Origin of the sequence: Halomonas sp. KX33721, assembly GCF_001596805.1 — a bacterium.
Taxonomy (GTDB): domain Bacteria; phylum Pseudomonadota; class Gammaproteobacteria; order Pseudomonadales; family Halomonadaceae; genus Vreelandella; species Vreelandella aquamarina.
Map to the genome: position 1 here is coordinate 1 of NZ_LVIA01000029.1, position 23,350 is coordinate 23,350.

The 23,350-nt window shown below is 56.4% G+C and carries 19 protein-coding genes; 1 reads left to right on the forward strand and 18 read right to left on the reverse strand.

What is annotated here, in order from left to right:
* Window positions 1-247 precede the first annotated feature (247 nt).
* From cysQ to A3220_RS17980, 4 genes are all read right to left on the reverse strand, one after another.
* Window positions 248-1,015, reverse strand: coding sequence for a 3'(2'),5'-bisphosphate nucleotidase CysQ (cysQ, locus tag A3220_RS11375; protein ID WP_062374912.1), 768 nt, complete (start codon window positions 1,013-1,015; stop codon window positions 248-250).
* Between the two features lie 116 nt (window positions 1,016-1,131).
* A complete protein-coding gene (gene cysN, locus A3220_RS11380) occupies window positions 1,132-3,036 on the reverse strand; it encodes a sulfate adenylyltransferase subunit CysN (RefSeq protein ID WP_062374914.1) in 1,905 nt (634 codons plus the stop codon).
* A complete protein-coding gene (gene cysD, locus A3220_RS17975) occupies window positions 3,036-3,938 on the reverse strand; it encodes a sulfate adenylyltransferase subunit CysD (protein WP_054641454.1) in 903 nt (300 codons plus the stop codon). The genes cysN and cysD overlap by 1 nt, the downstream gene beginning before the upstream one ends.
* 81 nt (window positions 3,939-4,019) lie before the next feature.
* A complete protein-coding gene (locus A3220_RS17980) occupies window positions 4,020-4,787 on the reverse strand; it encodes a helix-turn-helix domain-containing protein (RefSeq protein ID WP_128082423.1) in 768 nt (255 codons plus the stop codon).
* A gap of 141 nt (window positions 4,788-4,928) precedes the next feature.
* On the opposite strand from A3220_RS17980, the gene A3220_RS11395 reads away from it, so the two are divergent.
* Window positions 4,929-6,656 carry an SLC13 family permease gene (locus tag A3220_RS11395; RefSeq protein ID WP_062374918.1) on the forward strand — a complete coding sequence of 576 codons (1,728 nt, stop codon included), beginning with the start codon at window positions 4,929-4,931 and terminating at the stop codon, window positions 6,654-6,656.
* 71 nt (window positions 6,657-6,727) lie between these two features.
* Here the strand turns inward: A3220_RS11395 and A3220_RS11400 are convergent, their stop codons facing one another.
* From A3220_RS11400 to A3220_RS11465, 14 genes are all read right to left on the reverse strand, one after another.
* On the reverse strand, window positions 6,728-7,582 hold the full coding sequence (locus A3220_RS11400) for a UTP--glucose-1-phosphate uridylyltransferase (RefSeq protein ID WP_062374920.1): 855 nt from the start codon (window positions 7,580-7,582) through the stop codon (window positions 6,728-6,730).
* Between the two features lie 1,414 nt (window positions 7,583-8,996).
* A complete protein-coding gene (gene pgm / locus A3220_RS11405; protein ID WP_062374921.1) occupies window positions 8,997-10,589 on the reverse strand; it encodes a phosphoglucomutase (alpha-D-glucose-1,6-bisphosphate-dependent) in 1,593 nt (530 codons plus the stop codon).
* A gap of 437 nt (window positions 10,590-11,026) precedes the next feature.
* Window positions 11,027-11,299 carry a type II toxin-antitoxin system mRNA interferase toxin, RelE/StbE family gene (locus A3220_RS11410; protein WP_054641457.1) on the reverse strand — a complete coding sequence of 91 codons (273 nt, stop codon included), beginning with the start codon at window positions 11,297-11,299 and terminating at the stop codon, window positions 11,027-11,029.
* A complete protein-coding gene (locus A3220_RS11415) occupies window positions 11,299-11,556 on the reverse strand; it encodes a type II toxin-antitoxin system RelB/DinJ family antitoxin (RefSeq protein ID WP_054641458.1) in 258 nt (85 codons plus the stop codon). The genes A3220_RS11410 and A3220_RS11415 overlap by 1 nt, the downstream gene beginning before the upstream one ends.
* Window positions 11,557-11,964: 408 nt before the next feature.
* On the reverse strand, window positions 11,965-13,008 hold the full coding sequence (locus A3220_RS11420; protein ID WP_062374923.1) for a glycosyltransferase: 1,044 nt from the start codon (window positions 13,006-13,008) through the stop codon (window positions 11,965-11,967).
* Window positions 13,009-13,141: 133 nt separating this feature from the next.
* Window positions 13,142-15,451, reverse strand: a complete 2,310-nt coding sequence (locus A3220_RS11425; protein WP_252860461.1) for a glycosyltransferase family 2 protein — start codon at window positions 15,449-15,451, stop codon at window positions 13,142-13,144.
* Window positions 15,448-16,848, reverse strand: a complete 1,401-nt coding sequence (locus tag A3220_RS11430; RefSeq protein WP_062374925.1) for a hypothetical protein — start codon at window positions 16,846-16,848, stop codon at window positions 15,448-15,450. The genes A3220_RS11425 and A3220_RS11430 overlap by 4 nt, the downstream gene beginning before the upstream one ends.
* Window positions 16,849-16,942: 94 nt before the next feature.
* Window positions 16,943-17,932 carry a UDP-glucose 4-epimerase GalE gene (gene galE, locus A3220_RS11435; protein ID WP_062374926.1) on the reverse strand — a complete coding sequence of 330 codons (990 nt, stop codon included), beginning with the start codon at window positions 17,930-17,932 and terminating at the stop codon, window positions 16,943-16,945.
* A gap of 3 nt (window positions 17,933-17,935) precedes the next feature.
* Window positions 17,936-18,613: an HAD family hydrolase gene (locus A3220_RS11440; RefSeq protein WP_062374928.1), complete on the reverse strand. Its 678-nt coding sequence runs from the start codon at window positions 18,611-18,613 to the stop codon at window positions 17,936-17,938.
* The gene (locus A3220_RS11445) at window positions 18,610-19,356 is read right to left on the reverse strand and encodes a 3-deoxy-manno-octulosonate cytidylyltransferase (RefSeq protein ID WP_062374929.1); all 747 of its coding nucleotides are present in this window, start codon (window positions 19,354-19,356) and stop codon (window positions 18,610-18,612) included. The genes A3220_RS11440 and A3220_RS11445 overlap by 4 nt, the downstream gene beginning before the upstream one ends.
* Window positions 19,357-19,417: 61 nt before the next feature.
* Window positions 19,418-21,022, reverse strand: coding sequence for an aldolase catalytic domain-containing protein (locus A3220_RS11450; protein WP_252860462.1), 1,605 nt, complete (start codon window positions 21,020-21,022; stop codon window positions 19,418-19,420).
* Window positions 21,022-22,110 carry a hypothetical protein gene (locus tag A3220_RS11455; protein WP_128082424.1) on the reverse strand — a complete coding sequence of 363 codons (1,089 nt, stop codon included), beginning with the start codon at window positions 22,108-22,110 and terminating at the stop codon, window positions 21,022-21,024. Before A3220_RS11455 ends, A3220_RS11450 begins: the two co-directional genes overlap by 1 nt.
* Window positions 22,076-22,603: a hypothetical protein gene (locus A3220_RS11460; RefSeq protein WP_062374934.1), complete on the reverse strand. Its 528-nt coding sequence runs from the start codon at window positions 22,601-22,603 to the stop codon at window positions 22,076-22,078. Before A3220_RS11460 ends, A3220_RS11455 begins: the two co-directional genes overlap by 35 nt.
* Window positions 22,596-23,192: a class I SAM-dependent methyltransferase gene (locus tag A3220_RS11465; RefSeq protein ID WP_062374936.1), complete on the reverse strand. Its 597-nt coding sequence runs from the start codon at window positions 23,190-23,192 to the stop codon at window positions 22,596-22,598. Before A3220_RS11465 ends, A3220_RS11460 begins: the two co-directional genes overlap by 8 nt.
* Between the last annotated feature and the right edge of the window lie 158 nt (window positions 23,193-23,350).

A 23,350-nucleotide genomic window follows, 5' to 3' on the forward strand; every position in this document is an offset into this window, starting at 1 on the left:
TGCCGTAAAACCTATCAACACAGAGCAACTGCACATACCCGTAGCGCGGCGTAACGAATCTTGTGAGGGACGAGCAAATGAGGCACCCGCGAAGGCGGCGGATAGTCGCCTGATCAAGCCACCGAAAATTATCACACCACAGTGCCACCTTCGGCACTCCTAACGGAGTGCTTCGCGGGTGCGCTCCGCTTACACCGCGCTACGGGTGCCTACCTCAAGTGCGGTGGCACCTATCAACACGGGTAATTTAGTGGCCCCACACCACAAAGTAGGGGTTTAGCTTTTCAGCAGGGTTGGCATAGCTGAGCGGTTCGCCTTCCAAGGTCTCGACGCGTCCGCCTGCATAGCGCACGACCGCATGAGCGGCGCCAGTGTCCCAAAGGCAGGTGGGGCCTAAGCGCGGATAAGCATCGGCTTTGCCTTCGGCAATCAAGCAAAGCTTGAGTGAGCTACCCATGGGGAGCATTTCATGTTCGCCTAATGTATCCAGCCAAGCTGCTAAATCTGGGCTGGGGTGGGAGCGACTGCCCACGACGCGCCAAGTTGAGCCTTCAGCAGGCTGTCCAGCCACTTGGATGGCATGACGTTGGCCGTCTTTCTCAACCTTAAACGCACCTACGCCTTCGGCCGCCACATAAGCCGTCCCTAACGCCGGGGCAGTCACCACGCCGAGCACAGGCACACCGTTTTCGATCAGCGCAATATTGACGGTGAACTCACCGTTACGCTTGATGAACTCTTTGGTGCCATCTAAGGGGTCGACTAGCCAATAGCGTCCGTCGGCATCCACGCCCGCAAACCCTTCCATGTCCTCTTCAGAGAGAACCGGTAGTCGAACCGGCAGCGACTGAAGGCCCCGCACGATGACGTGATGAGCCGCTTGATCCGCCTCGGTCAGCGGGCTTTTATCCTCTTTCTCTTCGACACTGAAGTCACGGCCATAGACCTTCATGATGGCATCGCCCGCCTCGCGTGCAATGCGCTCTACCGCCTCCAGCAGTGTTTGATCGATCATCGTATCCATCCTTTACATTCGACATTAAAAAACCGCCAACAACCCAAAGATGCTAAGTCGTTGGCGGTATGACGACAGAGGCTGACTCCCCCTATCGCGACGTCAACTGCGTGTCGTTAGCTGATCAAGCCGCGCTCACGTAGCGCCTCGATTACCGCATCGGCGGCTTCTTCGGCACTCATTTCAGACGTCTTCAAATGAACGTCGGGCGACTCGGGCGCTTCATAGACGGAATCGATCCCCGTAAAGTTCTTCAATTCGCCACGGCGCGCCTTTTTGTAGAGGCCTTTTGGATCACGCGCTTCCACCACGTCCAACGGCGCATCCACATAAATCTCGATGAACTCACCCTCTTCCAACAGATCACGGGCCAACTGCCGCTCACTGCGGAACGGTGAAATGAAGGCCGACATGACGATCAGGCCCGCATCGACCATCAGCTTGGCGGTTTCTGCCACCCGGCGCACGTTCTCGACCCGGTCGGCATCGGTGAACCCCAGGTCACGGTTCAAGCCATGGCGGACGTTATCGCCATCCAGCAAGTAAGTATGCTGGCCGTTACCAAACAGCTTCTTTTCCACCAAGTTGGCAATGGTCGACTTACCCGCGCCAGACAACCCTGTGAACCATAGCACCGCAGGCTTTTGACCTTTGGCTAGCGCGCGTGCTTGCTTGTCGATATCCACGTGCTGCATATGAATGTTCTGGCTGCGGCGTAGCGCAAAGTGCAGCATGCCAGCGCCGACCGTATTGTTCGTCATACGGTCAATGAGGATGAAACCACCGGTATCCTGGTTCTCTTTATACGCATCGAACGCGACGGCGCGGTTCAAGCTAATCGTACACACGCCGATCCCATTCAAGTCCAGCTGCTTACCCGCTGTGTGCTCAAGCGTATTGACGTTTACTTGGTACTTGATATCGGTGACCGTGGCAGATACGAGCTGAGTCCCTAGTTTCATTAGGTAGGGACGTCCCGGCAGCAGCGGCGCCTCATGCATCCATACCAGCGTGGTTTCGAACTGGTCGGCGGTGTGTGCGGGCTGGTCGACGCCAGAAATGATGTCCCCACGGGAAATATCGATCTCGTCATCGAGCAGCAGCGTGATGGACTGCCCTGCGACCGCTTCCTCCAAATCGCCATCGAACGTATAGATGCGCGAGACGGTGCTGGTTTTACCCGAGGGCTGTACACGAATAGGATCACCAGGACGAACGACGCCGCTGGCGATCATACCGGTAAAACCCCGGAAATCGAGATTCGGGCGGTTGACCCACTGCACGGGCATACGGAACGGTGAACGCTGCAAGCGCTCGTCATCTACCTCGACGGTCTCCAAGTAGCCCATCAACGTGGTGCCGTGATACCACGGCATCTTCGCGCTGTGCTCGATGACGTTATCGCCCTTCAATGCCGACATCGGAATGAAGGTGATGTTTTCAAGCCCCAACTGCTTGGCGAACGCGCGGTACTCCTCGACGATTTGGTCGTAACGCGCTTTCGAGTAATCCACCAAGTCCATTTTATTGATGGCGACGATGATGTGTCGCATGCCCATGAGCGACATCAAAAAGCTGTGGCGGCGGGTTTGGGTCAGAATGCCGTGGCGAGCATCCACCATCAGAATCGCCGCATCGGCCGTAGACGCCCCGGTCACCATGTTGCGGGTGTACTGCTCGTGCCCTGGCGTGTCCGCCACGATGAATTTGCGTTTCTCGGTGGAGAAGAAGCGGTACGCCACATCGATGGTAATACCCTGTTCGCGCTCAGCGGCTAGGCCATCGACCAGCAGCGCAAAGTCCATCTCACCGCCTTGCGTTCCGTACTTTTTGGAATCGGCTTCGATGGCAGCCAGCTGGTCTTCGAACAGCAGCTTGGATTCGAACAGCAAACGGCCAATCAGGGTACTTTTGCCATCGTCCACGCTTCCACAAGTGATGAAGCGCAACAAACCTTTATGCTCGTGGGACTTCAGGTAGCCCTCGATATCTTCAGCAATCAGATCGGATGAGTGCGACATTAGAAGTACCCCTCTTGCTTCTTCTTCTCCATGGACGCCGCGCTGTCATGGTCGATCACACGGCCCTGGCGCTCGGATGTTTTGGTCAACAGCATCTCTTGAATGATCGCGGGTAGCGTGTCGGCTTCCGACTCCACGGCACCGGTCAGCGGGTAGCAGCCTAAGGTACGGAAACGTACCTTGCGCATCATGGGCACTTCACCCGGCTCCAACGGCATGCGGTCATCATCGACCATGATCAGCGCGCCATCACGCTCCACCACCGGACGCTCGGCAGCGTAATAAAGCGGAACAATGGGAATGTTCTGCAGGTGGATGTACTGCCAAATATCCAGCTCGGTCCAGTTCGAGAGCGGGAAGACACGAATGGACTCTTTAGGGTGCTTGCGCGTGTTGTAAAGCTTCCACAGTTCCGGCCGCTGATTTTTCGGATCCCAGCGGTGCTGTGCGGTGCGAAAAGAGAACACGCGCTCTTTGGCACGGGACTTCTCTTCATCGCGCCGTGCCCCGCCAAATGCCGCATCGAAGCCATACTTGTCCAGTGCTTGCTTCAAGCCTTCGGTCTTCATTACATCGGTATGAATGGCCGAACCGTGAGTGAAGGGGTTGATGTCTTTCTCCACCCCTTCCGGATTGATATGCACGATCAATTCCATGCCGATCTCTTCGGCCATCTTGTCGCGGAATTCGTACATCGCTTGGAATTTCCAGCGGGTATCGACGTGCAGCAGCGGGAAAGGAGGCGGCGAGGGGGCAAAGGCCTTACGCGCCAGATGCAGCATCACCGCTGAATCCTTACCGACGGAGTAGAGCATCACCGGGTTTTCGGTCTCGGCGACCACTTCGCGCATGATCTGGATGCTTTCCGCTTCCAGCCGCTGTAAATGGGTGAGTGATGTCATCATCTTTCCCAACGTTGTGTGAAAAACCGTTTTCAAGTGGCCGCTCGCGGCACTGCCTTAAAAACCTATGGATAAAAAGCCTTAGCGGTGTTCCAAACCGATATCTGCCGGTACCGCCACGACCGTTAACGTCGTTTGGCGGTCGAGCCACTCGGTGAGCGTTTGGCTCGCCGAGAACAGCGCGCCATGAAACACCACGGCGGCAGGCCGAGGCAGCGATGCCCACACCGCCTGATAATCGAACGCGGCAGGCGGACGCTCGTAACAGCGCATGTAGAGCTTTCCGCGTGCCCCGTGCAGGTACACTTGATAGAGCGCCCGCTGCACATGCGCCACACGTCGTACGCCGCCCTGCCAGCGCTGCTCGGCGCTCGGGTAGAGAGAGAACGTCGGGGCGACCGTTTTCTCGAACCACCGCCCTGCACGAGTGCGCTTTTTGGCTAGCGCATTCAGCTCCCAGGGGGCATGCAGCAACCCTTCGGTTTCCCACCAGTGCTCAATGGCACGCTGGGTGAGCTTTAGCCCCAAGTGCACATTCACCAAGTCGGCCAGCGCAGCGCTACTCCAGCCCGGCATGCCTTGAGGAGGCGCACCATAAAGCGCCTCCCAAAGTACGGTCTGCGCGGTAGCGCCCAGCGTATTGCCCTGCCCCTTCGTCCGGCCACGCGGCTTAACGGGTACGGCAGCCCATCCCCCTTCGCGAAAGGACTTCCACGCCGCCGAAACCGTAGGCGCAGACAACCCCGTACGTTGGCTGGCCACCGCTACCGTATGGCCATCCAAACGCAGCCTGACAGCTTTTTTACGCTGCTCATTCAGGGCTTCAGGCGACAAATGTTTAGCGCTCAACTTTAAACATAACCCCTTGCTTTAAAAACAAAAACAAAGCGAAAAATAACACTGCTAATGGTAATTATTAGACACCATCATAAAAGCCTGCGTAAAATCCAGCAAGTAGACATGTATTTTCTGTTGACATAAGGACCCCACATGACCCCCTGGGCCGTCTTGTTATCCATTACCTTGTTGTTAGTTTTATTGATTAGCGGAAAGATAAAACCTGCCATTGCGTTTGTGTCATTGGCTGCCGGTTACCTGCTGGTGGGATTCATCGATACGAGCACGTTACTCGTACAGTACACCAACCCAGCACTGGCTACGCTGCTGTTACTCTTGCTGGTATCGCTGGCGCTGGAGCGCTCGCCGCTGCTCGACTGGCTGTCTAAGCATTTACTCAAGGGCCACCCGAAATTGGCGACGGCACGGCTGATGGGCAGCACTGCCGTACTATCGGCTTTTTTGAACAACACCGCCGTCGTTGCCGCCTTTCTAGGGGCCATTACGCGCCAGCAAGGCATTGCCCCTTCACGGCTACTGATCCCACTCTCTTACGCATCGATTCTTGGCGGCATTACCACGCTGGTGGGCACCTCGACGAACCTCGTGGTGAACTCTTTTCATCTGAACGCCAGCGGCAGCGAGCTGGGAATGTTTCAGTTTAGCCTGGTGGGCATCCCGGTTGCCTTGATCACCCTGGCTGTTCTGCTATGGCGTGCCAACGCGCTCCCCCACCACCGCCCGGAAGACACGGAAGAGAAGCTCTCGTATTTCTTGGCCGCCGATGTGGAAGCCGAATCTCCCATGATTGGCCAAAGCATCGAGCAGAACGGGCTACGCAGCCTAGATGGTCTCTACCTACTAGAAATTGAGCGTCAAGGCAGGCTGATCAGCCCCGTGGCTCCCGATGAACAGCTACAGGCTGACGACACGCTGGTATTTACCGGTGAAGTCAGCAAAGTGCAGGCACTGCAGCGCTTTCCTGGCCTCAACCTGTTTGGGCACCAAGCCGATAACCTGCTCGCTACCAACCTGGTCGAAGTGGTGATCTCGCATGAGTCGGAATTAGCGGGTAAGACACTGCAAGACGTCGATTTTCGCAGTATGTTTAGCGCAGGTGTGGTGGGTATTCGTCGCGGAGACAAACGTTTAGAGGGACAATTAGGTAAAATCCCTCTCCGGGTAGGCGACTGTTTATTATTGGCCGTCAGCGCGGATTTTCGTCAGCACCGTAACCTCGACCGTAACTTTCATTTACTGAGCGGCAGCTTTACACGCCCACAACTTAACCGTAAGGAAAGCCTGATCACCCTAGGTGGTTTTGCGGCCGTCATTTCTTTGGCGGCGGCTAACTGGCTGCCGCTGTTTCACGGTTTACTCATTCTGCTAGGCGCGCTACTACTGCTGAAAGTGATCAGCATGGCCGAACTGCGCAGGCGTTTCCCTTTCGAACTATGGCTCATCATTGGCTCTGCCCTGGCCATCGCCCAGGCACTGGAAAACTCCGGCGCGGCGGCATTGCTCGCCGATGGCATGCAGGCCATATTCAGCGGTTATGGCATTTATGCCGCCTTTATCGGCTGCTATTTATTGACATTACTGCTCACGGAAACGGTCACCAACAACGCCGCCGCCGCGCTGGCCTTTCCCATTGCATGGAGCACAGCACACGCGTTTGGGGCGGATCCACTTCCCTTTGTCATGGCCGTTGCCTACGGTGCGAGTGCTTGCTTCCTAATTCCGTTTGGCTACCAAACCCACCTCATGGTGTATTCACCAGGGCGCTACAAAATCACCGACTTTTTCAAGATCGGCTTGCCTATTAGCCTCACCTATTCAGCGGCAGTGCTGCTAATTACGCCGCTAGTATTCCCCTTTTAGTGATGGATAGATTTTTACAAAAAAGCCGCTGCAGCGAGAGCTGAGCGGCTTTTTTGTTGCTTGGAGATGCGTTATACGTCGTAACCCGCCTCGCGGGCAAGCGTAGTATTGGCCTGCAGCCAGCCCTCGATGTGCCCGCAATCAAAGGTGCGGCCATGCATACGGAACGCCTGCACGGTTTGGCCTTCCTGCATCAAGCGGTCGATGGCATCGGTTAGCTGGATTTCATTACCCGCACCCGGCGGCTGATCGCGCAGCAGCTCCATAATGCGGTACGGCAGCACATAGCGGCCAATCACCGAAAGCCGTGACGGCGCGTCTTCCGGTTGGGGCTTTTCCACCACGCCACGCATAGTGGCGCTCTCCCCCGCCGCTGGCTCGTCGCAATCCACAATGCCGTAACGGTAAACGTCTTCTTGCGGTACTGCTTCTACCATGATTTGCGACGCATCGGAGGCTTCCCAGCGCTCGACCATACTGCCTAAATCACACGCGCTGCTGCCTACCTGCGGCTTGACCAGCACGTCCGGCAGGATCACCGCGAACGGCTCGTCTTTATCTAACAGGTGGGAAGCGCAGTAAATGGCATGGCCTAGCCCTTTCGCATTGGGCTGACGAACGCTGGTCACTTTCAACTTTTTAGGAGAAATGGCCGAAAGCGTTTCCAACAGCGCATTTTTACCCTTGCTGGCCAGGGAGTGTTCGAGTTCGAAATGGACATCGAAGTGGTCTTCAATCGCCGACTTGCCCGCACGTGTAACCAAAATAATTTCGTTGATACCCGCCGCCAGCGCTTCTTCCACTACGTGTTGGATAAGAGGACGATCCACCACCGGCACCATCTCTTTAGGAATCGCCTTACTGATCGGCAGCAGGCGGGTGCCAAACCCCGCGACCGGAATAATCGCTTTGCGTACTTGAGTCATCATTAACGTCCTTTTATTGAGCGTGCCTTCCACGAGAAGTCATAAACATCGAACCACGCCAAACGATATGCAATAGACATGCCGAACAATATAGCAGGAACGCAGCTACCGGCGCGAGCCTGGGTGCCACCATCGGCACTCCTGCGGAGTGCTTCGCGGGTGCGCTTCGCTTACGCCGCGCTACGGGGGCCTACCTAGAGTGCTGCGAACCATTAGAGCGGAGTGCCTGCCCCGTAGCGCGGCGTAACGACTGAGCGAGAGCAACGAGCGAAGGAGGCACCCGCGAAGGCGGCGGGTAGCCGCCTGGATGAAGCCGCCGTGAATGATCATACCTCTGTGCCACCATCGGCACTCCTGGCGGAGTGCTTCGCGGGTGCGCTCCGCTTACGCCGCGCTACGGGGGCCTGCCTAGAGTGCCGCGGACCATTAGAGCGGAGTGCCTGCCCCGTAGCGCGGCGTAACGACTGAGCGAGAGCAACGAGCAAATGAGGCACCCGCGAAGGCGGCGGGTAGCCGCCTGGATGAAGCCGCCGTGAATGATCACAACTCAGTGCCAAGATCGGCACTCCTGGAGGAGTGCTTCGCGGGTGCGCTCCGCTTACGCCGCGCTACAGGTTCCTACCTAGAGTGCCGCAGACCATTAGAGCGGAGTGCTTGCCCCGTAGCGCGGCGTAACGACTGAGCGAGAGCAACGAGCGAAATGAGGCACCCGCGAGGGCGGCGAGTAGCCGCCTGGATGAAGCCACCGTGAATGATCACACCTCGATGCCAAGATCGGCACTCCTGGCGGAGTGCTTCGCGGGTGCGCTATCGCTTACCACGCGCTACGAGTGTCTGCACCGCCCCGTAGCGCGGCGTAACGACTGAGCGAGAGCAACGAGCGAAGGAGGCACCCGCGAAGGCGGCGATAGCCGCCTGGATCAAGCCACCGCGAATGATCACATCTAGGTGCCACCATCGGCACTCCTGGCGGAGTGCTTCGCGGGTGCGCTCCGCTTACGCCGCGCTACAGGTTCCTACCTAGAGTGCCGCGGACCATTAGAGCGGAGTGCTTGCCCCGTAGCGCGGCGTAACGACTGAGCGAGAGCAACGAGCGAATGAGGCACCCGCGAGGGCGGCGATAGCCGCCTGGATGAAGCCACCGTGAAGGATCACACCTCAGTACCAAAATCGGCACTCCTAACGGAGTGCTTCGCGGGTGCGCTCCGCTTACCACGCGCTACGAGTGTCTGCACATCCCCGTAGCGCGGCGTAACGAAAGAGCGAGAGCAACGAGCGAATGAGGCACCCGCGAAGGCGGCGATAGCCGCCTGGATAAGGCCACCGTGAAGGCTCACACCTCAGTACCAAAATCGGCACTCCTAACGGAGTGCTTCGCGGGTGCGCTCCGCTTACCACGCGCTACGTGAACTACTTACCCTTTCAACACGCCAGATAACAGCGAGGTGGCACTTTCAATCAGCTCGTCGAGATGCTGCGGCCCTTTGAAGCTTTCGGCGTACACTTTATAGAGCGATTCCGTGCCACTAGGGCGTGCCGCGAACCAGCCGTTTTCGGTGGTGACTTTCAAACCACCAATGGCGGCTTGGTTACCCGGTGCTTTGACCAATACGGCGGTGATGGGGTCGCCTGCCAAGGTGGTGTCGGTGATGCTATCGGCGGTGAGGTTTTTAAATGCGGCTTTCTCTTCTGCGCTGCAGGCGGTATCAACCCGTTTATAGAACGGCTCGCCAAAGCGTTCGGTGAGGGTTTGGTAATACTCACTGGGCGTTTTGCCGGTAACGGCCATAATCTCAGCGGCCAGCAAGCACAGCGCGATACCGTCTTTATCGGTAGACCACGCTTTCCCTTCTTGGGTAAGTAGGCTCGCGCCAGCGCTCTCTTCACCACCAAAGGCTAACCAGCCTTCATGCAGGCCATCCACGAACCACTTGAAGCCAACCGGCACTTCAAACAGCTCACGGTTGTGCGAAGCCACAACGCGGTCGATCATCGAAGAAGAGACCAGCGTTTTACCGATTTTCAGCGAATCGCTCCACTGCGGGCGATGGCTAATCAGGTAATCCACACACACCGCTAAAAAGTGGTTCGGATTCATCAACCCGTTGGCATCCACAATGCCGTGGCGGTCGGCGTCCGGGTCGTTGCCAAAGGCGATATCGAAGCGGTCTTTAATCTTCAGCAGATTCAACATGGCATCCGCGCTGGAGCAGTCCATGCGGATCTTGCCATCGTGATCGGGCGGCATAAAGCTGAAGCTGGCATCAATAGTGGTGTTCACGACTTCCAGGTGCAGGCCGAAATGCTCACCAATCGCCTGCCACACCGGCAACGCCGTGCCACCCATGGGGTCCACGCCCAGAGTTAAGTTAGCTTTTTGAATCGCCGCCATATCCACCACGCTGCCCAACTGCGCTACATAATGCGCGGTGAAGTCATACTCCTGCACCTGGGCCAGCGCCTCTTCCAACGACACCAGAGCAATATCGCTCAGTTGGCACAGCAGGTAGGCATTGGCACGCAGTTCGATCCAGCGGGTCGCTTCGGTATCGGCGGGGCCACCGTGGTACAGGTTGTACTTGATGCCGCCATCTTCCGGCGGATTGTGCGAAGGCGTGATGATCAACCCATCGGCCTTGGCAGCAGGGTCACCCAGCGGGTGCTGAGTGTTGTAATGGATGATGGCCTGGCTGACCAGCGGGGTTGCCGTATAACCATGCCCCTTCTCAACCAACACCGGCACCTGGTTGGCCACCAGCACACGCAGCGCACACTCCCAAGCGGGGCGTGAAAGTGCGTGGGTATCTACGCCCAGAAACAGCGGCCCCTGATAGTTCTCTTCCTTGCGGTAGTCCACCACCGCCTGGGTAATCGCGATGATATGTGCCGCGTTGAACGTACGCTCGGTGGCGCGGCCACGGTGGCCAGACGTACCAAAGGCGATGCGTTCCTTCACGACACTGGCATTCGGCGTTTGCTCATGAAATGCCTGGATAATGGCGTCCATCTGCTTCTCCCTTGCGTGAATCGCCACTCCTGTTGTGCGTTATCCAACGCGCACCTTTCAACATGACGACATGACTCATGAATAAAAACAATTCAAGACTAACCCACACTTTGTTCTGGTCAAGTCAGAGCGGACACATTTTCAGTAAGCGCTCCACCAACCTTGCAGTTACCCATAAGTGTTTGATGCTGAATATTTGACAACCCAGCCTTCTTCAACGAGCTCGCCTCCCACTGACCCGTGCTGCGGGCAAAGGAGACTGCCCGCGCTCCTCCCCCTTACCCTTACAAGCGAAGCTCTCACCCCTTACAGCTTAAGGCTTACGGCTTCCTGTGGGATGAAAAAAGAATATCATCCTATGATGGTGCCTAACCCCTTGATTTATGGTCAGGAGCAGTCATGCCGGCAAGGTAAAGTATCATCCTTTCTTGCCTTGTCTACTCGCGGAAGAGATCAGCGTGACTACCAGTACGAGCCAAGTGCAGTTCCTCATCCACTACGCGATACAGCAGCAACCAATCGGGTTCGATGTGGGCATCTCGGTATCCCTTCCAGTTCCCCCGTAATGGGTGATCCTGGTAAGCATCCGGCAAGGGAGCTTGCTCGAGCAGCAGACCCAGCAAGCACCGGAGCTTATCCATGTCCTTGCCGCGTTTCTGGACCCGCTTCACATCTCGCTTGAACTGGCTGGAACGTACTGGGGTTAGCATCAGATGCCCAGGTCCTCGAACAGCGCATCCGCGCTATCAAAGCGCTTGCCCTTGCCGGCTTCCAGCTCTTCCAGAACCTTGGCCGTAGTGGCGTTCGGCACCTGCACGGCAAACGGCAGGCGCTTTTCGTCGGCGATCCGCAGCATCAACAGGCGTATGGCGTCGGACACGGACAGACCCATAGCCTCCAGGGCAACGGTGGCGCGCTCTTTGGTTTCGCTGTCGATGCGGGCTCGGACCACGGTATCAGCACTCATGACTCTCTCCTTCTCTTTCGTAGCCACTTTGTAGCCACATTATAGCCGGGCTACGCCGCCTTGTCATCAGGCACCGAGGGTAAACGCTTGTAGACGGCCTGAACTCACCTATTGGCCAGCTGATCTCGTATAACCTTTTGATAATAGGCGCTTAGCTGTTTCTTTTTCTGCCTTAACGCATCGATTTCGGATCTCGTCAGCGGTTCTAAAGCCGACGAGATAACTTGCCTCGTTGGCGGTGAGGGCTGGGATGTGTATTCCGAAGATATTTTTGATTTCATCACCTATTCACCATTCACAAATCACCACTCACCACTCACCACTCACAAATCACCATTAACCACTCGACTTCCGTAAGGCCTGACGGGCCCACACGAACGAAGCGTGCTTTCTCAGTTCTCAACCACGCTACCGCGCCTGCCAAAAAGTAATTGTGTGCGCTGGGTCACCGATGCGCTGTGCATCCATGGCCGCCTGTTTTGCCATTTTAACGGTCGCCTCAGGGTGGTTGAGCAATTGCTGCATCGCGGTGTGCCATTCGTCAGGGGAATCCCCTGCTAGCAGGCCGTTTTCGCCATGGCGAACCACCTCTGTATAGGGGTAGCGATTGGAGTAGATGCCTACTCCGCCCATAGCAGCAATATCCAAAAACTTGATAAACGATTTTCCCTGATTGAACGGCGTTGCTAATAGCGGTGCCAAACCAATGTGTATTCGTCGCTGGCGTTGGTACTGCTGAAAAGCCTGCCAGGGTAACGGCGCTGGGGCTTTTACCCGTGGCAGCGCCGCCAACCGCTTGGGAATATGTTGGCCTAGCATGATTTCAAGCTCGGTATCATCACGCTGCTTTTGCAGTGCTTCCAAGGCAGGTGTGATATGCAGTAAATCCTGAAGGTGCGCCCGCGTACCGTGAAAGCCTATCTGCCACGGCGTTTCTGAAGAAGCGGTAACCGATAAGTGCTCCTGGCTCGGCAATGGCGCCAGCAACGGCGGTGTAAGCACTGAAACCTTGGCGTGGCGCGGGGTAAAGTAGCTTGCCAGTTGGTCGCTGCATGCCACCACCTCATCGGCCAGGGCCAGTAAGCGGGGCTGAAGGCTGGCGATCCCCGCCATACGTTTGCGATAAGCGCTGGGTAGCGTGGCATCAACGGCGGCAGCGGCAATATCATCATCAATCAAATAAACGATATAACCAAAAGCATTACGGTTGCGCTCTAGCCAGCGCAGCCAGCTTAACGGCAGCGAGCGGCATAACAGCAGGTTTACCCCGGCGAAGCGGTGCTTGAAGGAGCGCCCGTGCAGCCGCGCAGCGCCAAAAGAGCGAGAAACAGGACAGCGCTCGGTTAACACGCCCTGGTAATTCAGTGCAGGCGCGGCGGACTCATGGAAATAGATATCTTCGGTTGGCCGCGCACCGTCGCTGAGAACGACCCAGTGAATGTGGCTACTCACGATGCATCCTTTTTTAATCCATTAATCGAGTGATGCACACACCGTAGCGCGTAACCGATACTGGCCCCCACCAGCCCCGGCACCACTTCGCTTACCGCTCGCGACACAACTCCTCACCCTTCAGTACTCATCCCTAACGGAGCGAAAAATCTTCATGCACCAGCGTTAAATTAGGATTATAAGCAGGGTCATTATCCAACTGAGCTGCCCACGTCTCACGCATGTAGGCAACTTCCCCAGCAGCACGGGCACGCTTCTTAGCGTTGTCGTCGGCCCCGCGTGAGATAGACTCATGGTGATAAAGCTCGGCATAGGGGGTCCACAGGTTACGGTAACCGGCCTCACGCACCTTCAGGCAGAGGTCAACATCGTTGAAAGCGATAGCCAAGTGCTCTTCGTTAAGGCCGCCCACTTCCTCGAACACTGCCTTACGTAACAACAAGCAGGCCGCAGTGACTGCTGAGAGGTTATGCGCCAGATGCAGCCGCGTGAAGTAGCCCGGCGAGTTACGGTCGAAATATTTGTGGGCGTGCCCTGCTACCCCGCCGATGCCAAGAATAACGCCTGCGTGTTGAACCGTATCGTTAGGGTAATAGAGCTTCGCCCCCACGCAACCGATCTCCGGCCGGCACACCTGACGCACCATTTCATCCAGCCATTCACTGTTGATTGGCTCGATATCATTATTCACCAGACCCAGGATCTCACCGCGGGCATAGCGCGCCCCGAAATTATTGATCGCCGAGTAGTTAAATGGCTCATTCCAGTGCAACACGCGTACCCGCTTATCGCGGCTTGTCACGTCACGCATATAGTCCAGCGTAGCGGTACAGCTACTCTGGTTATCGAGAATCAGCACTTCCAGGCGCGGATAATCGGTACGCTCGAGAATAGCATCCACACACGGTTTGAGGATCTCCACTCGATCCCGGGTGGGAATCATCAGGCTAACCAGCGGTGGCTGCTCAGGTAATGGCCAACGCACCTGGTAGGTATTAGCGAAGTGGCCAAGCTGTACCTGTACATCCGGAATCTTTTGCACCAGGTTATCGTGCACCGCCTTAAGTCCCGCCGTGCTGGTATAATCCTTCTCGCCGCTCTCCAGCGCCGTGGAACCCGCCCCGGCACGCCAGTTGTAAAGTACATAGGGGACATGCACAATCTGCTCGGGTGCCAGTCGCTCGCACACTCGTAGCGCCAAATCATGATCCTGACTGCCCTCGAAACCCTCTCGGAAGCCACCCACCTCGCGCACCAGCCCAGTGCGATACACGGCAAGGTGGCCAATATAGTTCTGCGCCAGCAGTAAGTCCGGGTTCCACTGCGGTTTGAAGTGTGGGTCGAAACGCTCACCGGCCTCGTTGAGCTTGTCCTCATCGCTGTAGAGTAGGCCTACATCGGGATGACGGTGCAGCGCCTCGGCAACATGAAACAACGCATAAGGGGTAAGGCAATCATCGTGGTCCAACAGCGCGACGAATTCACCTTGCGCCAATTCAAGAGCGCTGTTGCTAGCCGCACAGATATGGCCGTTATGCTGACGATAGTCGACCTGAATACGTGAGTCCCGTTGGGCAAACTCCGCCAGTACTTGGCGAACCTCTGCGTTCGTCGAGGCATCATCGGCGATGCACAGCTGCCAATGAGGGTAGTGCTGCGCCAGTACCGACTCCAAGCACTCGCGAAGCCATTCGATGCGTGGGTTATAGACCGGCACCACCACCGAAATCAACGGCTTTCTCGGCAGCTTCTCAATCACCCGCTGCACACGCTCGGCCGAAAGCTCACGGCGCCCTTCCAACCATTTGTTGTAACTATAGCGCGCAGTTTGCCGCTCGAAGGTAGCCTCATAGTGTCTCAGAGCCAGTTCACGCCAGTGCACGCCGGCTTCACGGGCCTGGCGCCTCAATTCAGGTAGCACCTCGCCCTTTGCCACGCCGCGGTATGCATGGTGCATATTGGCCAAGCGCTGCGCTAGGCGGTCGTGGGCAAACATAGGGGTCAACCATGCGATTCGCAAATGGGTCAGCGAAAAGCATCCCTCAGTGTCCATGGGGTCGAAGCGCAACGCCTTGAGCTTTCGCGGCACATAGAAAAGTCGCTTGCTGATCCGCCCGCTCTTCAGCGGCAGATAGACGCTCTGCGCCTCGCTGAAGCCTGTGCCGGTATCCAGATAGAGCTTCACCGACACCGTGGCCTGGTCATGCTCCATGGCCACCTCCAGCATCTGCCAGCCAGGTAGCGGCAGATGGCGAGTAAGCCAAAACTGCGGGTCCTCACCCGTAGCTTCCCAGGTATAACCAGTCATCTGAGTATCTGCGCGAACCAGGTGGTTACGAGCCTTAAAGTCAACGATCGGGCGGCGTACCAACGGGGTATCTTGCAGGCTTTTAGCCAGTAATACCGAGGCTTTTTCCACAAGCTGGGAATTACGCATGGTCATGAACGACCTGCCTTGGGCGCCTGATCCATCAGTGCCGCTCGGCTAGCCTGCTGCCCCCAGTGTTTCTGCTCAATGCGAGCCTTAATGTGCTGTATCCCTTTACCTTCGGGGCGCTTGGCAGAGGCGCGCTCTATCACAAATAGCGCATCCTCAAAAAGACCCTGGCGCTCAAGCAGTACGGCCATCTCTCTCAGACAGTCGGCTTCGCGAGCGTTTTCTTTATTCAGCGTATTGCGCTGGTGCGCAGTCAAACCAGGTGTTGATTTCGCACCGCTCGGTTCACTAAATTCAATGCCGAGTATGTCCAGTAGCTTGCAGAAGGCATAGTCGTTGCGCCCTTGGTCGCGCAGGGCCACTGCGCGCTGTTGAATTTCCAGTGCGACCTCCGGCGCATCGGCTTCTAGCGCTGCCAACGGAGCCGCCAGATCCAGCCAGTGAGTGTCTGGTGCGTGGCTCTGTTCGAGCGGCACCTCAGCGGCCGCTTGCAGTTCAGGGAAACGTTCAACCACGTGCGCCATTTGCTTAAGCAGATGCTCTTCAAGGCGCTCGCGCACTTCCTCAGTAAGATCGGCCATGGTATAGCCAGTCTCTCCGCGCGCGCGATCTGAATAGCCTTGAAGGCTCCAATCTACCTGGTGAGCTAGCGCAGAGGGCATACTCTCCAATACGGTATTGAGAAGCCGTTTTAGCTCGAGCGCGGACTTCACATAACTGCGGTTGGTCATGCCCTGAGTTTGCTCCAGCAATCCACTAATCCGCTTCTCTGGAATGCCCAGAGCCTGCAAGAAGCGCTCTTCTACAGGCAAACCACCAGCGCTGGGCGACTGGTAGGCCATAAAGTGGCAGTTATCATCCCCAAATGCGTCGGCCCACTGTAGCAACGGCAAACCAGCCAGATGGCCAGTGGAACGCCCTAACAGATCAGGCAACAGCGCCCCCAAGCGCTGGGTGCTGAAATGGCGCTTGATGCCCTGATTATGGTTGGCCAGCAGATACTCGACCGGGTGACGCAGAAACGCCACCACCTTGACCCGCAGCCCCCGGCATAGCTCGGCCATGGCCTCATGCTGGCCATACAGCGCCTCGGCAGAGAGCAGAAGAGCCGCCTTGCGCGCGCGTGCTTCCTTCAGCCAGCGTTGTAGAGTCGCAGCCGCCTGCTCATGCTTGCCGTTCAACAAGGCTCCGGCGAGCTGGGTGTGGCCGCCGGACACGCCGTTGACATCCAACGGATGCTCGGGGTAGTAGTAACCCAATGTCAGCAGCTCATCACGCTGGCCGACGCAGAAACGCTGGATAGCAGAAGAGCCACACTTGGGAGCACCGATGTGGAGCACGACCTCGGCGGGCCTTGCGGAGCTTGCAGCAGAACGCAAGCTCTTAATGGCATTTTTGATCATTGAAAAAACACTCGATTGGTGAAATCGACTCGAGACGCATGGCGACCGGACGAGACTCCGCTTCACCATGATGTGGTAGTCATGCCACTGCTCGTTAGTGAAGCATCTTCTTTTCCCACGCCCAGGCGTGGCGGATGATGGTGTCGAGATCCGCATACTGCGGCTGCCAGCCGAGCTCGCGCCGGGCCAGGGTGGCATCGGCCACCAGCTGGGCCGGGTCGCCGGGGCGACGGCTGCCCTCCTCCACCCTCAGCGTGCGGCCATCCTCAGCCACCACGCGCTCCACCGCCTCGATCACCTGCTGGACGGAGTAGCCCTGGCCATTGCCCAGGTTATAGGCCAGCGCCCCCTGCTTGTCGCCCTGCACCAGGGCACCCAGTGCCAGGGCATGGGCGCTGCACAGATCCTCGATGTGGATATAGTCGCGAATGCAGGTGCCATCCGCGGTAGCGTAATCCCGGCCAAACACGGTGATGCTGTCCCGTCGGCCGGAGGCCGCCTGCAGGATCAGCGGGATCAGGTGGGTTTCCGGGTCGTGGCACTCGCCGAGCTCGCCTTCCGGATCTGCTCCGCAGGCATTGAAGTAGCGCAGGCATACCGAGTTAAGGCCGTGGGCCGCATGGAAATCCTGCAGCATGCGCTCCACCATCCACTTGCTGGCGCCATAGGGATTGATCGGCCGCTGCGGATGCGCCTCGTCGATGGGCACATACTCCGGCTCGCCGAAGGTCGCCGCGGTGGAGGAGAAGATGAAGTGCTTCACGTCGTGGCGCACCATCACCTCCAGCAGGTTGAGGGTATTGGCCACGTTGTTGCGGTAGTACTTGCCCGGATCCTGCATCGACTCGCCCACCAGGCTTGCCGCGGCAAAGTGCATCACCCCATCGAAGCGGTGCTCGGCAAACAGCCTTTCCAACAGCGCGGTATCCGCTAGATCGCCTACCACCAACTCGCCATGACAGGCCAGCTCGCGAAAGCCTGTGGTGAGGTTATCCAGCACCACCACCGAGTGGCCAGCCCGGGCCAGCTGTTTGACCATATGGGAACCGATATATCCGGCGCCGCCTACTACAAGAATCTGCATGGGTTACTCCGTTAACGCCTGGATATCCTGTCGTACTGTAATGCCTTCACTGGCCACCCAGCGCTGCCAGTTCCCCACCTCGCTCCAGCCGCTCAGAAACACGAAATCCAGCCCGGCGGCGCTCGCAGCTTGATAGTCGTACTTGCTATCCCCCAGGAAGAGCGCCGGCTGCTGGATATTGGCAGAGGTCAGCTCACGGGCCAGGATCTCGTCCTTGGTATCGGGGCTGCCGAAAATGCCGCCGTCAAACCACTCTGCAATGCCGCGTTGGGCAAACACGTCACGCAGCTCGGCTTGGTCGCCGCCGGAGACGATCAACCAACGAGCGTTGGGGGTCTGCTCTCGGAGCGCTTTCAACCCCGGGGCCACCTCGCAGCTCAAGAGCCCATCTTGCACATAACCGGCATAGGCCTGCAGCAGCCGCCCCAGGCCAGGCACTGGGCCGGCGGGATTCCGCTGCTCTGCATAGTCAGGAACGATCTGCTCCAGGAAATGGGCAAACTTCTTGTAGCGCGACACCCCGCCGTTGGCGACGTGATAATCGACCATGGACTGGGCAGCGGCTTCCCCGTAGGGCAAGGTGGCCTGGTAGAAGGCTGCGGTCTTGACCTTGTTGGAGTCCAGCACCACACCATCGCAGTCAAAGACCAGGGTGGTGTAGTCGGTGACCGGGTGGTTCATGCGGGCACCCGGCCGGCCTGGCGCAGCGCGGCCTCCACCTTGGCCACATCCTCGGGCACATCCACCGCCAGGCTACCGGGCTGGGTTTCCACCATGCGGATGGTCTTGCCCAGCTCCAGGAAGCGCAGGATCTCGATATCCTCGGCGTGCTCCAGTTCGCTCTTGCGGCCGAAAGCACGGAAGGCGGCCAGCTCCTCCCGGGTGAAGGCGTAGACGCACACCTGTTTCTTGTACCGCTTGGGCGCGCACTTGGCGTCCTTGAAGCCCGGCAGGGCCACCCGCGACATGTAGACCAGCTCGTCACGCTCGTTGGTGATCACCTTGGGAATATTGACGCTGTGCGGGTCTTCGTTGTCGCCCACCCAGCTGACGCCGTTGATGATGGCATCCATGTTAGCCAGCTTGGCGTCGCGCACCTTGAGAATATCGGCCGGATCGGCCAGCGGTTCATCGCCCTGAACGTTGATGTAGATATCCGCCTCAACCTGCTCGGCGGCCTGGGCCAGGCGGTCGGTGCCGGTCAGCGCATCATCGCTGGTCATCACTGCCTGAAAGCCGGCGGCTTCGACGACCTCGGCAATGCGGCTATCTTCGGTGGCGACATAAACATTCTCGGCTCCGACGGCACGGGCCGAGAGTTCAGCAACCCACAGGACCATTGGCTTGCCCAGCAGGGGCACCAGCGGTTTGCCCGGATAGCGGCTAGAGCCATAGCGGGCGGGAATCATGACCACACTACGCATAGCGGCCTCTTGTTCGTGAAGTTAAAAAGAAATGTTCCATGAGATTGAACGTGTAAGCACCTCAGAGCGCATAGACCGACTCGCTGTGCAGCCCGTAGCGTGTAGGAGTAATCGCCGTGATCGGCAGGGCCCCATCGGCGGCCTGGTACTGCTCCAGCAGCTGCTGCATCTCGCGGCTGCGCGGATCGTCGGCGCCATAGCCGTCGAAACCGGCCATCAGGATGCGGGAGGCCTGGCCGCTGGTGGCGACCGCCAGGGCATAGGCCACCACCAGCGATGTAGGTGCCGTACAGTGCGTCTCGGCAAACGCAAAGCCATCCGCCTGCACGTTCAGGCCGAAGTCCAGCACCTGCTTCTCGCCCAGCGAGTCACGCACATCTGACGGCAGCATAGAGTAAGGCGTAATCAGCGGCTGGGGCAGCCGGGTATGCGCCTCGCAGTCCGCCAGCAGGCGCACCGGGTGACAGGCCACCCGCAGGTCGATCAGTTCGGCATCGATGGCGCTCTGGGTGTTGAGGGCCAGTACCAGCGGTTTATGGTCGCGAATGTAGCGCTCCAGGGCCCCGCGGTGGCGGGCCACGCCCGGCCCGGTACCCAGCAGCAGCACCTCGCGCCCGGCAAAGTGCTCCTTGGGTGACCATTGCCCCTTCGGTTCGCCGCGGTAGAAGTGGCGGGCTGCATCCAGGGTGTTAAGGCTAAACTTCTTGCCGCCCTCCACCCGCAGGTGCTCGATCACCGCCAGCACGTCTTCCTCGCTGTAGCGGGAGTCGCTGAGCATCTCCTGGATGTAGGTGGGGTGAATGCCGTACTTACCCGCCAGGTAGTAGTAGGGGTTGGTGCCCCAGCCATAGTGAGCCTGCATGGGCTTGAAGTGCTCACGCAGCAGCACCATCAGCGGCACCATGTTGACCGGCTTGCCACGACGCTCGGCGATCTCGATGGCTAATTCCTCGGTGCGCGCGTTACCCGGCCCACGGCCCATGCCGGTAACGGTGGAATCCACCCAGGTCACCCCCTCGTCAAGCGCGCGCAGGGTGTTGGAGAGCGCCAGGCCCAGGTTGTCATGGGTATGAATGCCCATGGGACCCTCCCACTCGCTGCGGAACCACTGGATGATCTGCGCCGCCTGATCCGGGTTCATACTGCCCATGCTGTCGGCGAAGTAGAGCGCATCCATCGGGTAGGCCTTGGCCTGACGGGCTAGTGCCTTCACCTCCTCCTCGGTGCGATCCGCCACCTGCATCAGGTTGAAACCGACCTGATAACCGCGCTCCTTGAGCCAGGTGACCGCCGGCAGCGCCTTCTCGAATTCATGCACATGGCAGGCGATACGTACCAAGTCTACGGGAGAATCCGCCGCCACATTGGGGAACAGCCGCGCCAGTGCCTCCTGCTGGGGCACTTCGCCCACCAGCTCGTTGCCGTTGACCATCACGCCCACGGTCAAGCCGGGCGGAATGGTCAGGCTGCGGATAAACGCATCGGTAGTGAAAGCGCAGGGGCCCTGAAAGCCCTGATTCTTCAGCGTGCGGAAGCCTAGCTCCACCACATCCACCCCGGCGGCCTGCATGGCGTCGAGGTATTGATGGATCAGCTCGGGAGAGAAATCCCAAGCATTGTAGTAGCCGCCGTCGCGGAAGGTGCAGTCTAGAAACATAAGATTCATCATTTTTCCTTTTGGCTGGCGCTCTCAATAATAGCCTGATACTCAAGCACCTTTCTCTTGATAAAAGGGCCTGAGGGCCGAAGCTCCAATGCTTTTTGCATTATTTTGAGGGCGGTTTCAATATCACCAGACTGCTCGAAAGATAACGCGACTTCACGCAGGATATCAGGGCTTTTGTGTGTGGGCTTGACTCGATTTTCAATAGCTGTGAACGCCATTAGCTTCTGCTTTTGAGCCTTTTGTTGTTTATCATAGTGTTTAGCAACTTCTTCAACTGGAGGAACTTCAAGCGGTTTAATATTGGTACCCTTAATTTTATTGAGCACTTCTGCTGTAAGATTAAAAATGTGCTGCCAAGGAATGTGATAGCTAGACAAGTCCGCTCTTTCTTTACCTTCTATTTGTACATCGATAACATACTTTTTATCAGACTTCTTTATGGTTTCTGGATAACTATCAGGGAACGTGAAAAACCTTGTGTTTGAGTGAAGGGTTCCTGGCTTTTTACAGAAGCGCAGTGGTACCATGCAACCTGTGCCAGCATTGGCTATAAAGAGATCGACAGTACTACAAACCCGAACTTTATGGCGATAATCCTGCCCAATGAGTGATTGTATTCTACATTGACCTTCTAACCGATTCTCTATTTTTTTAAGAACGGCTTCGTCATCGGCATTGCGTATGGTGTTACCTTCAGACGCTGTCATGCCATCTACGTATAATTCAATCTCATTAAAGTGAGGCAATAGTTTTTTGATTATATTTTCTGCACCATCGACTTGTTGCAGCCAACTTCTTTTCTGGCCAGTTATCCCATACCAAATCCTGAGTGCATTAACTTCTCCTGAAAAAACAAAATTTTTAACAGCATTGTTATAAACAGCCTTTTCCATTTTTTCATTAAGCTCTTTTACTCGACCACTACTTCTCTGGCTTAATGTATTATTCCCTATTACGGCTGGAAATAAGAGAACATTATCGTCAACAAAGCTACTCACTTCATTAATTTTAAAAAAACTTTTTTCCTCACGAAGGGGTTTATATAATTCGCCATTATTTAATTCTTTTAAAAAACAAAAATATTTCAAATGGTCGTAAAAAAAAATGATACGGCCTAGCCTGGCCGAGCAAAAATCCAAAACGCCTATTTTCAAACCTCAAATATTTTGACTTCAATTTATGAAGATTTTTAATTTTATCAACAACTGGACTTTCAATAGATAAGGATGCTTTAAAATGATACTCATTAGTCAGTATATAATCTATAAATCCTTGGCATTGCCCGAAAACCCATGGAAACTTGTTCCCACTATCTACCATAAAAACAAAATTAGCCATTCCATGCTGAACACTATAGACAGCTCTAGTTATTACATCGGAGAAAATTGGATGCGGAAGTTCAAAATAATCTTGCTCTAATTTTCGCTCCCATATTTTTAGCAAACCATCCACATCTTTATTTCGCTGCATAGCGATAATCTGGCTTAACTCATCGTCACCTGTTGTGTCAAAATTCTTAACCTCAAAACTTTCTTTCCAGTTCTCAAGAGAGCTTAAAAAACGATCTATTTGTTCACTCATTTAATTCTCCCGTGCTAGTAACGTAGCAAACCATCTTCTGCCCACGCGGGTGGTTCCAGTCACCTATATATTCCGCCTGCCAACCAGCCTCTATTCCAAACTGTTCCATCTGCGCTCGAGTGTATTCAAATTTGGCATGGCTGTGGCTGGTGTCCATCTCGCCCATTTGAGGGGTTTCGCACTCAAAGAAAGTTGCAAAAAACGTAAGCGGCTTGTCGCCTGCGAAGGCTTTGAGATTTTTCAGGCAGGCCTTAATGTCCTCTTCCACCAGGTGCGTAAACAACGATTGGGCAATGGCATAGTCGGGCACTTTGCTAAAGTGATCAAACTCAAAGCAATCGCTTATTACAAATTCTGGCTGTTTTTCTGACTGTTCGGCTTTGCCTAGCTCATGTTCAATACCGCGGTTGATTAGCGCTTGTTCTTTATCCAGACCCAAGTAATTGCCGGGGTTTAGGTAGTTGATAAAGTGCACCCCACCGCGCAGTGAGCCGCAGGCGATATCGAGAAGGGTGTGTTCAGGCTTTAGCCCCTGGGCTACCAGGAAATTAAACTGCAACTGGCCAACTTCTTCCCACAGCCCGCCCACATAAGCACGATGGCCGATGGCGTTGATGGTCTCGATCCCTTCTGGGGGGCCCTAGTGCGACAAGGCTATTCCGTATTTTGGATAGTATATCCGCTCTATTTTTTAAGTCCTGCTGAGGACCGAGAAAATTCGCACAAGGTATTACCATAGAGCTTCTT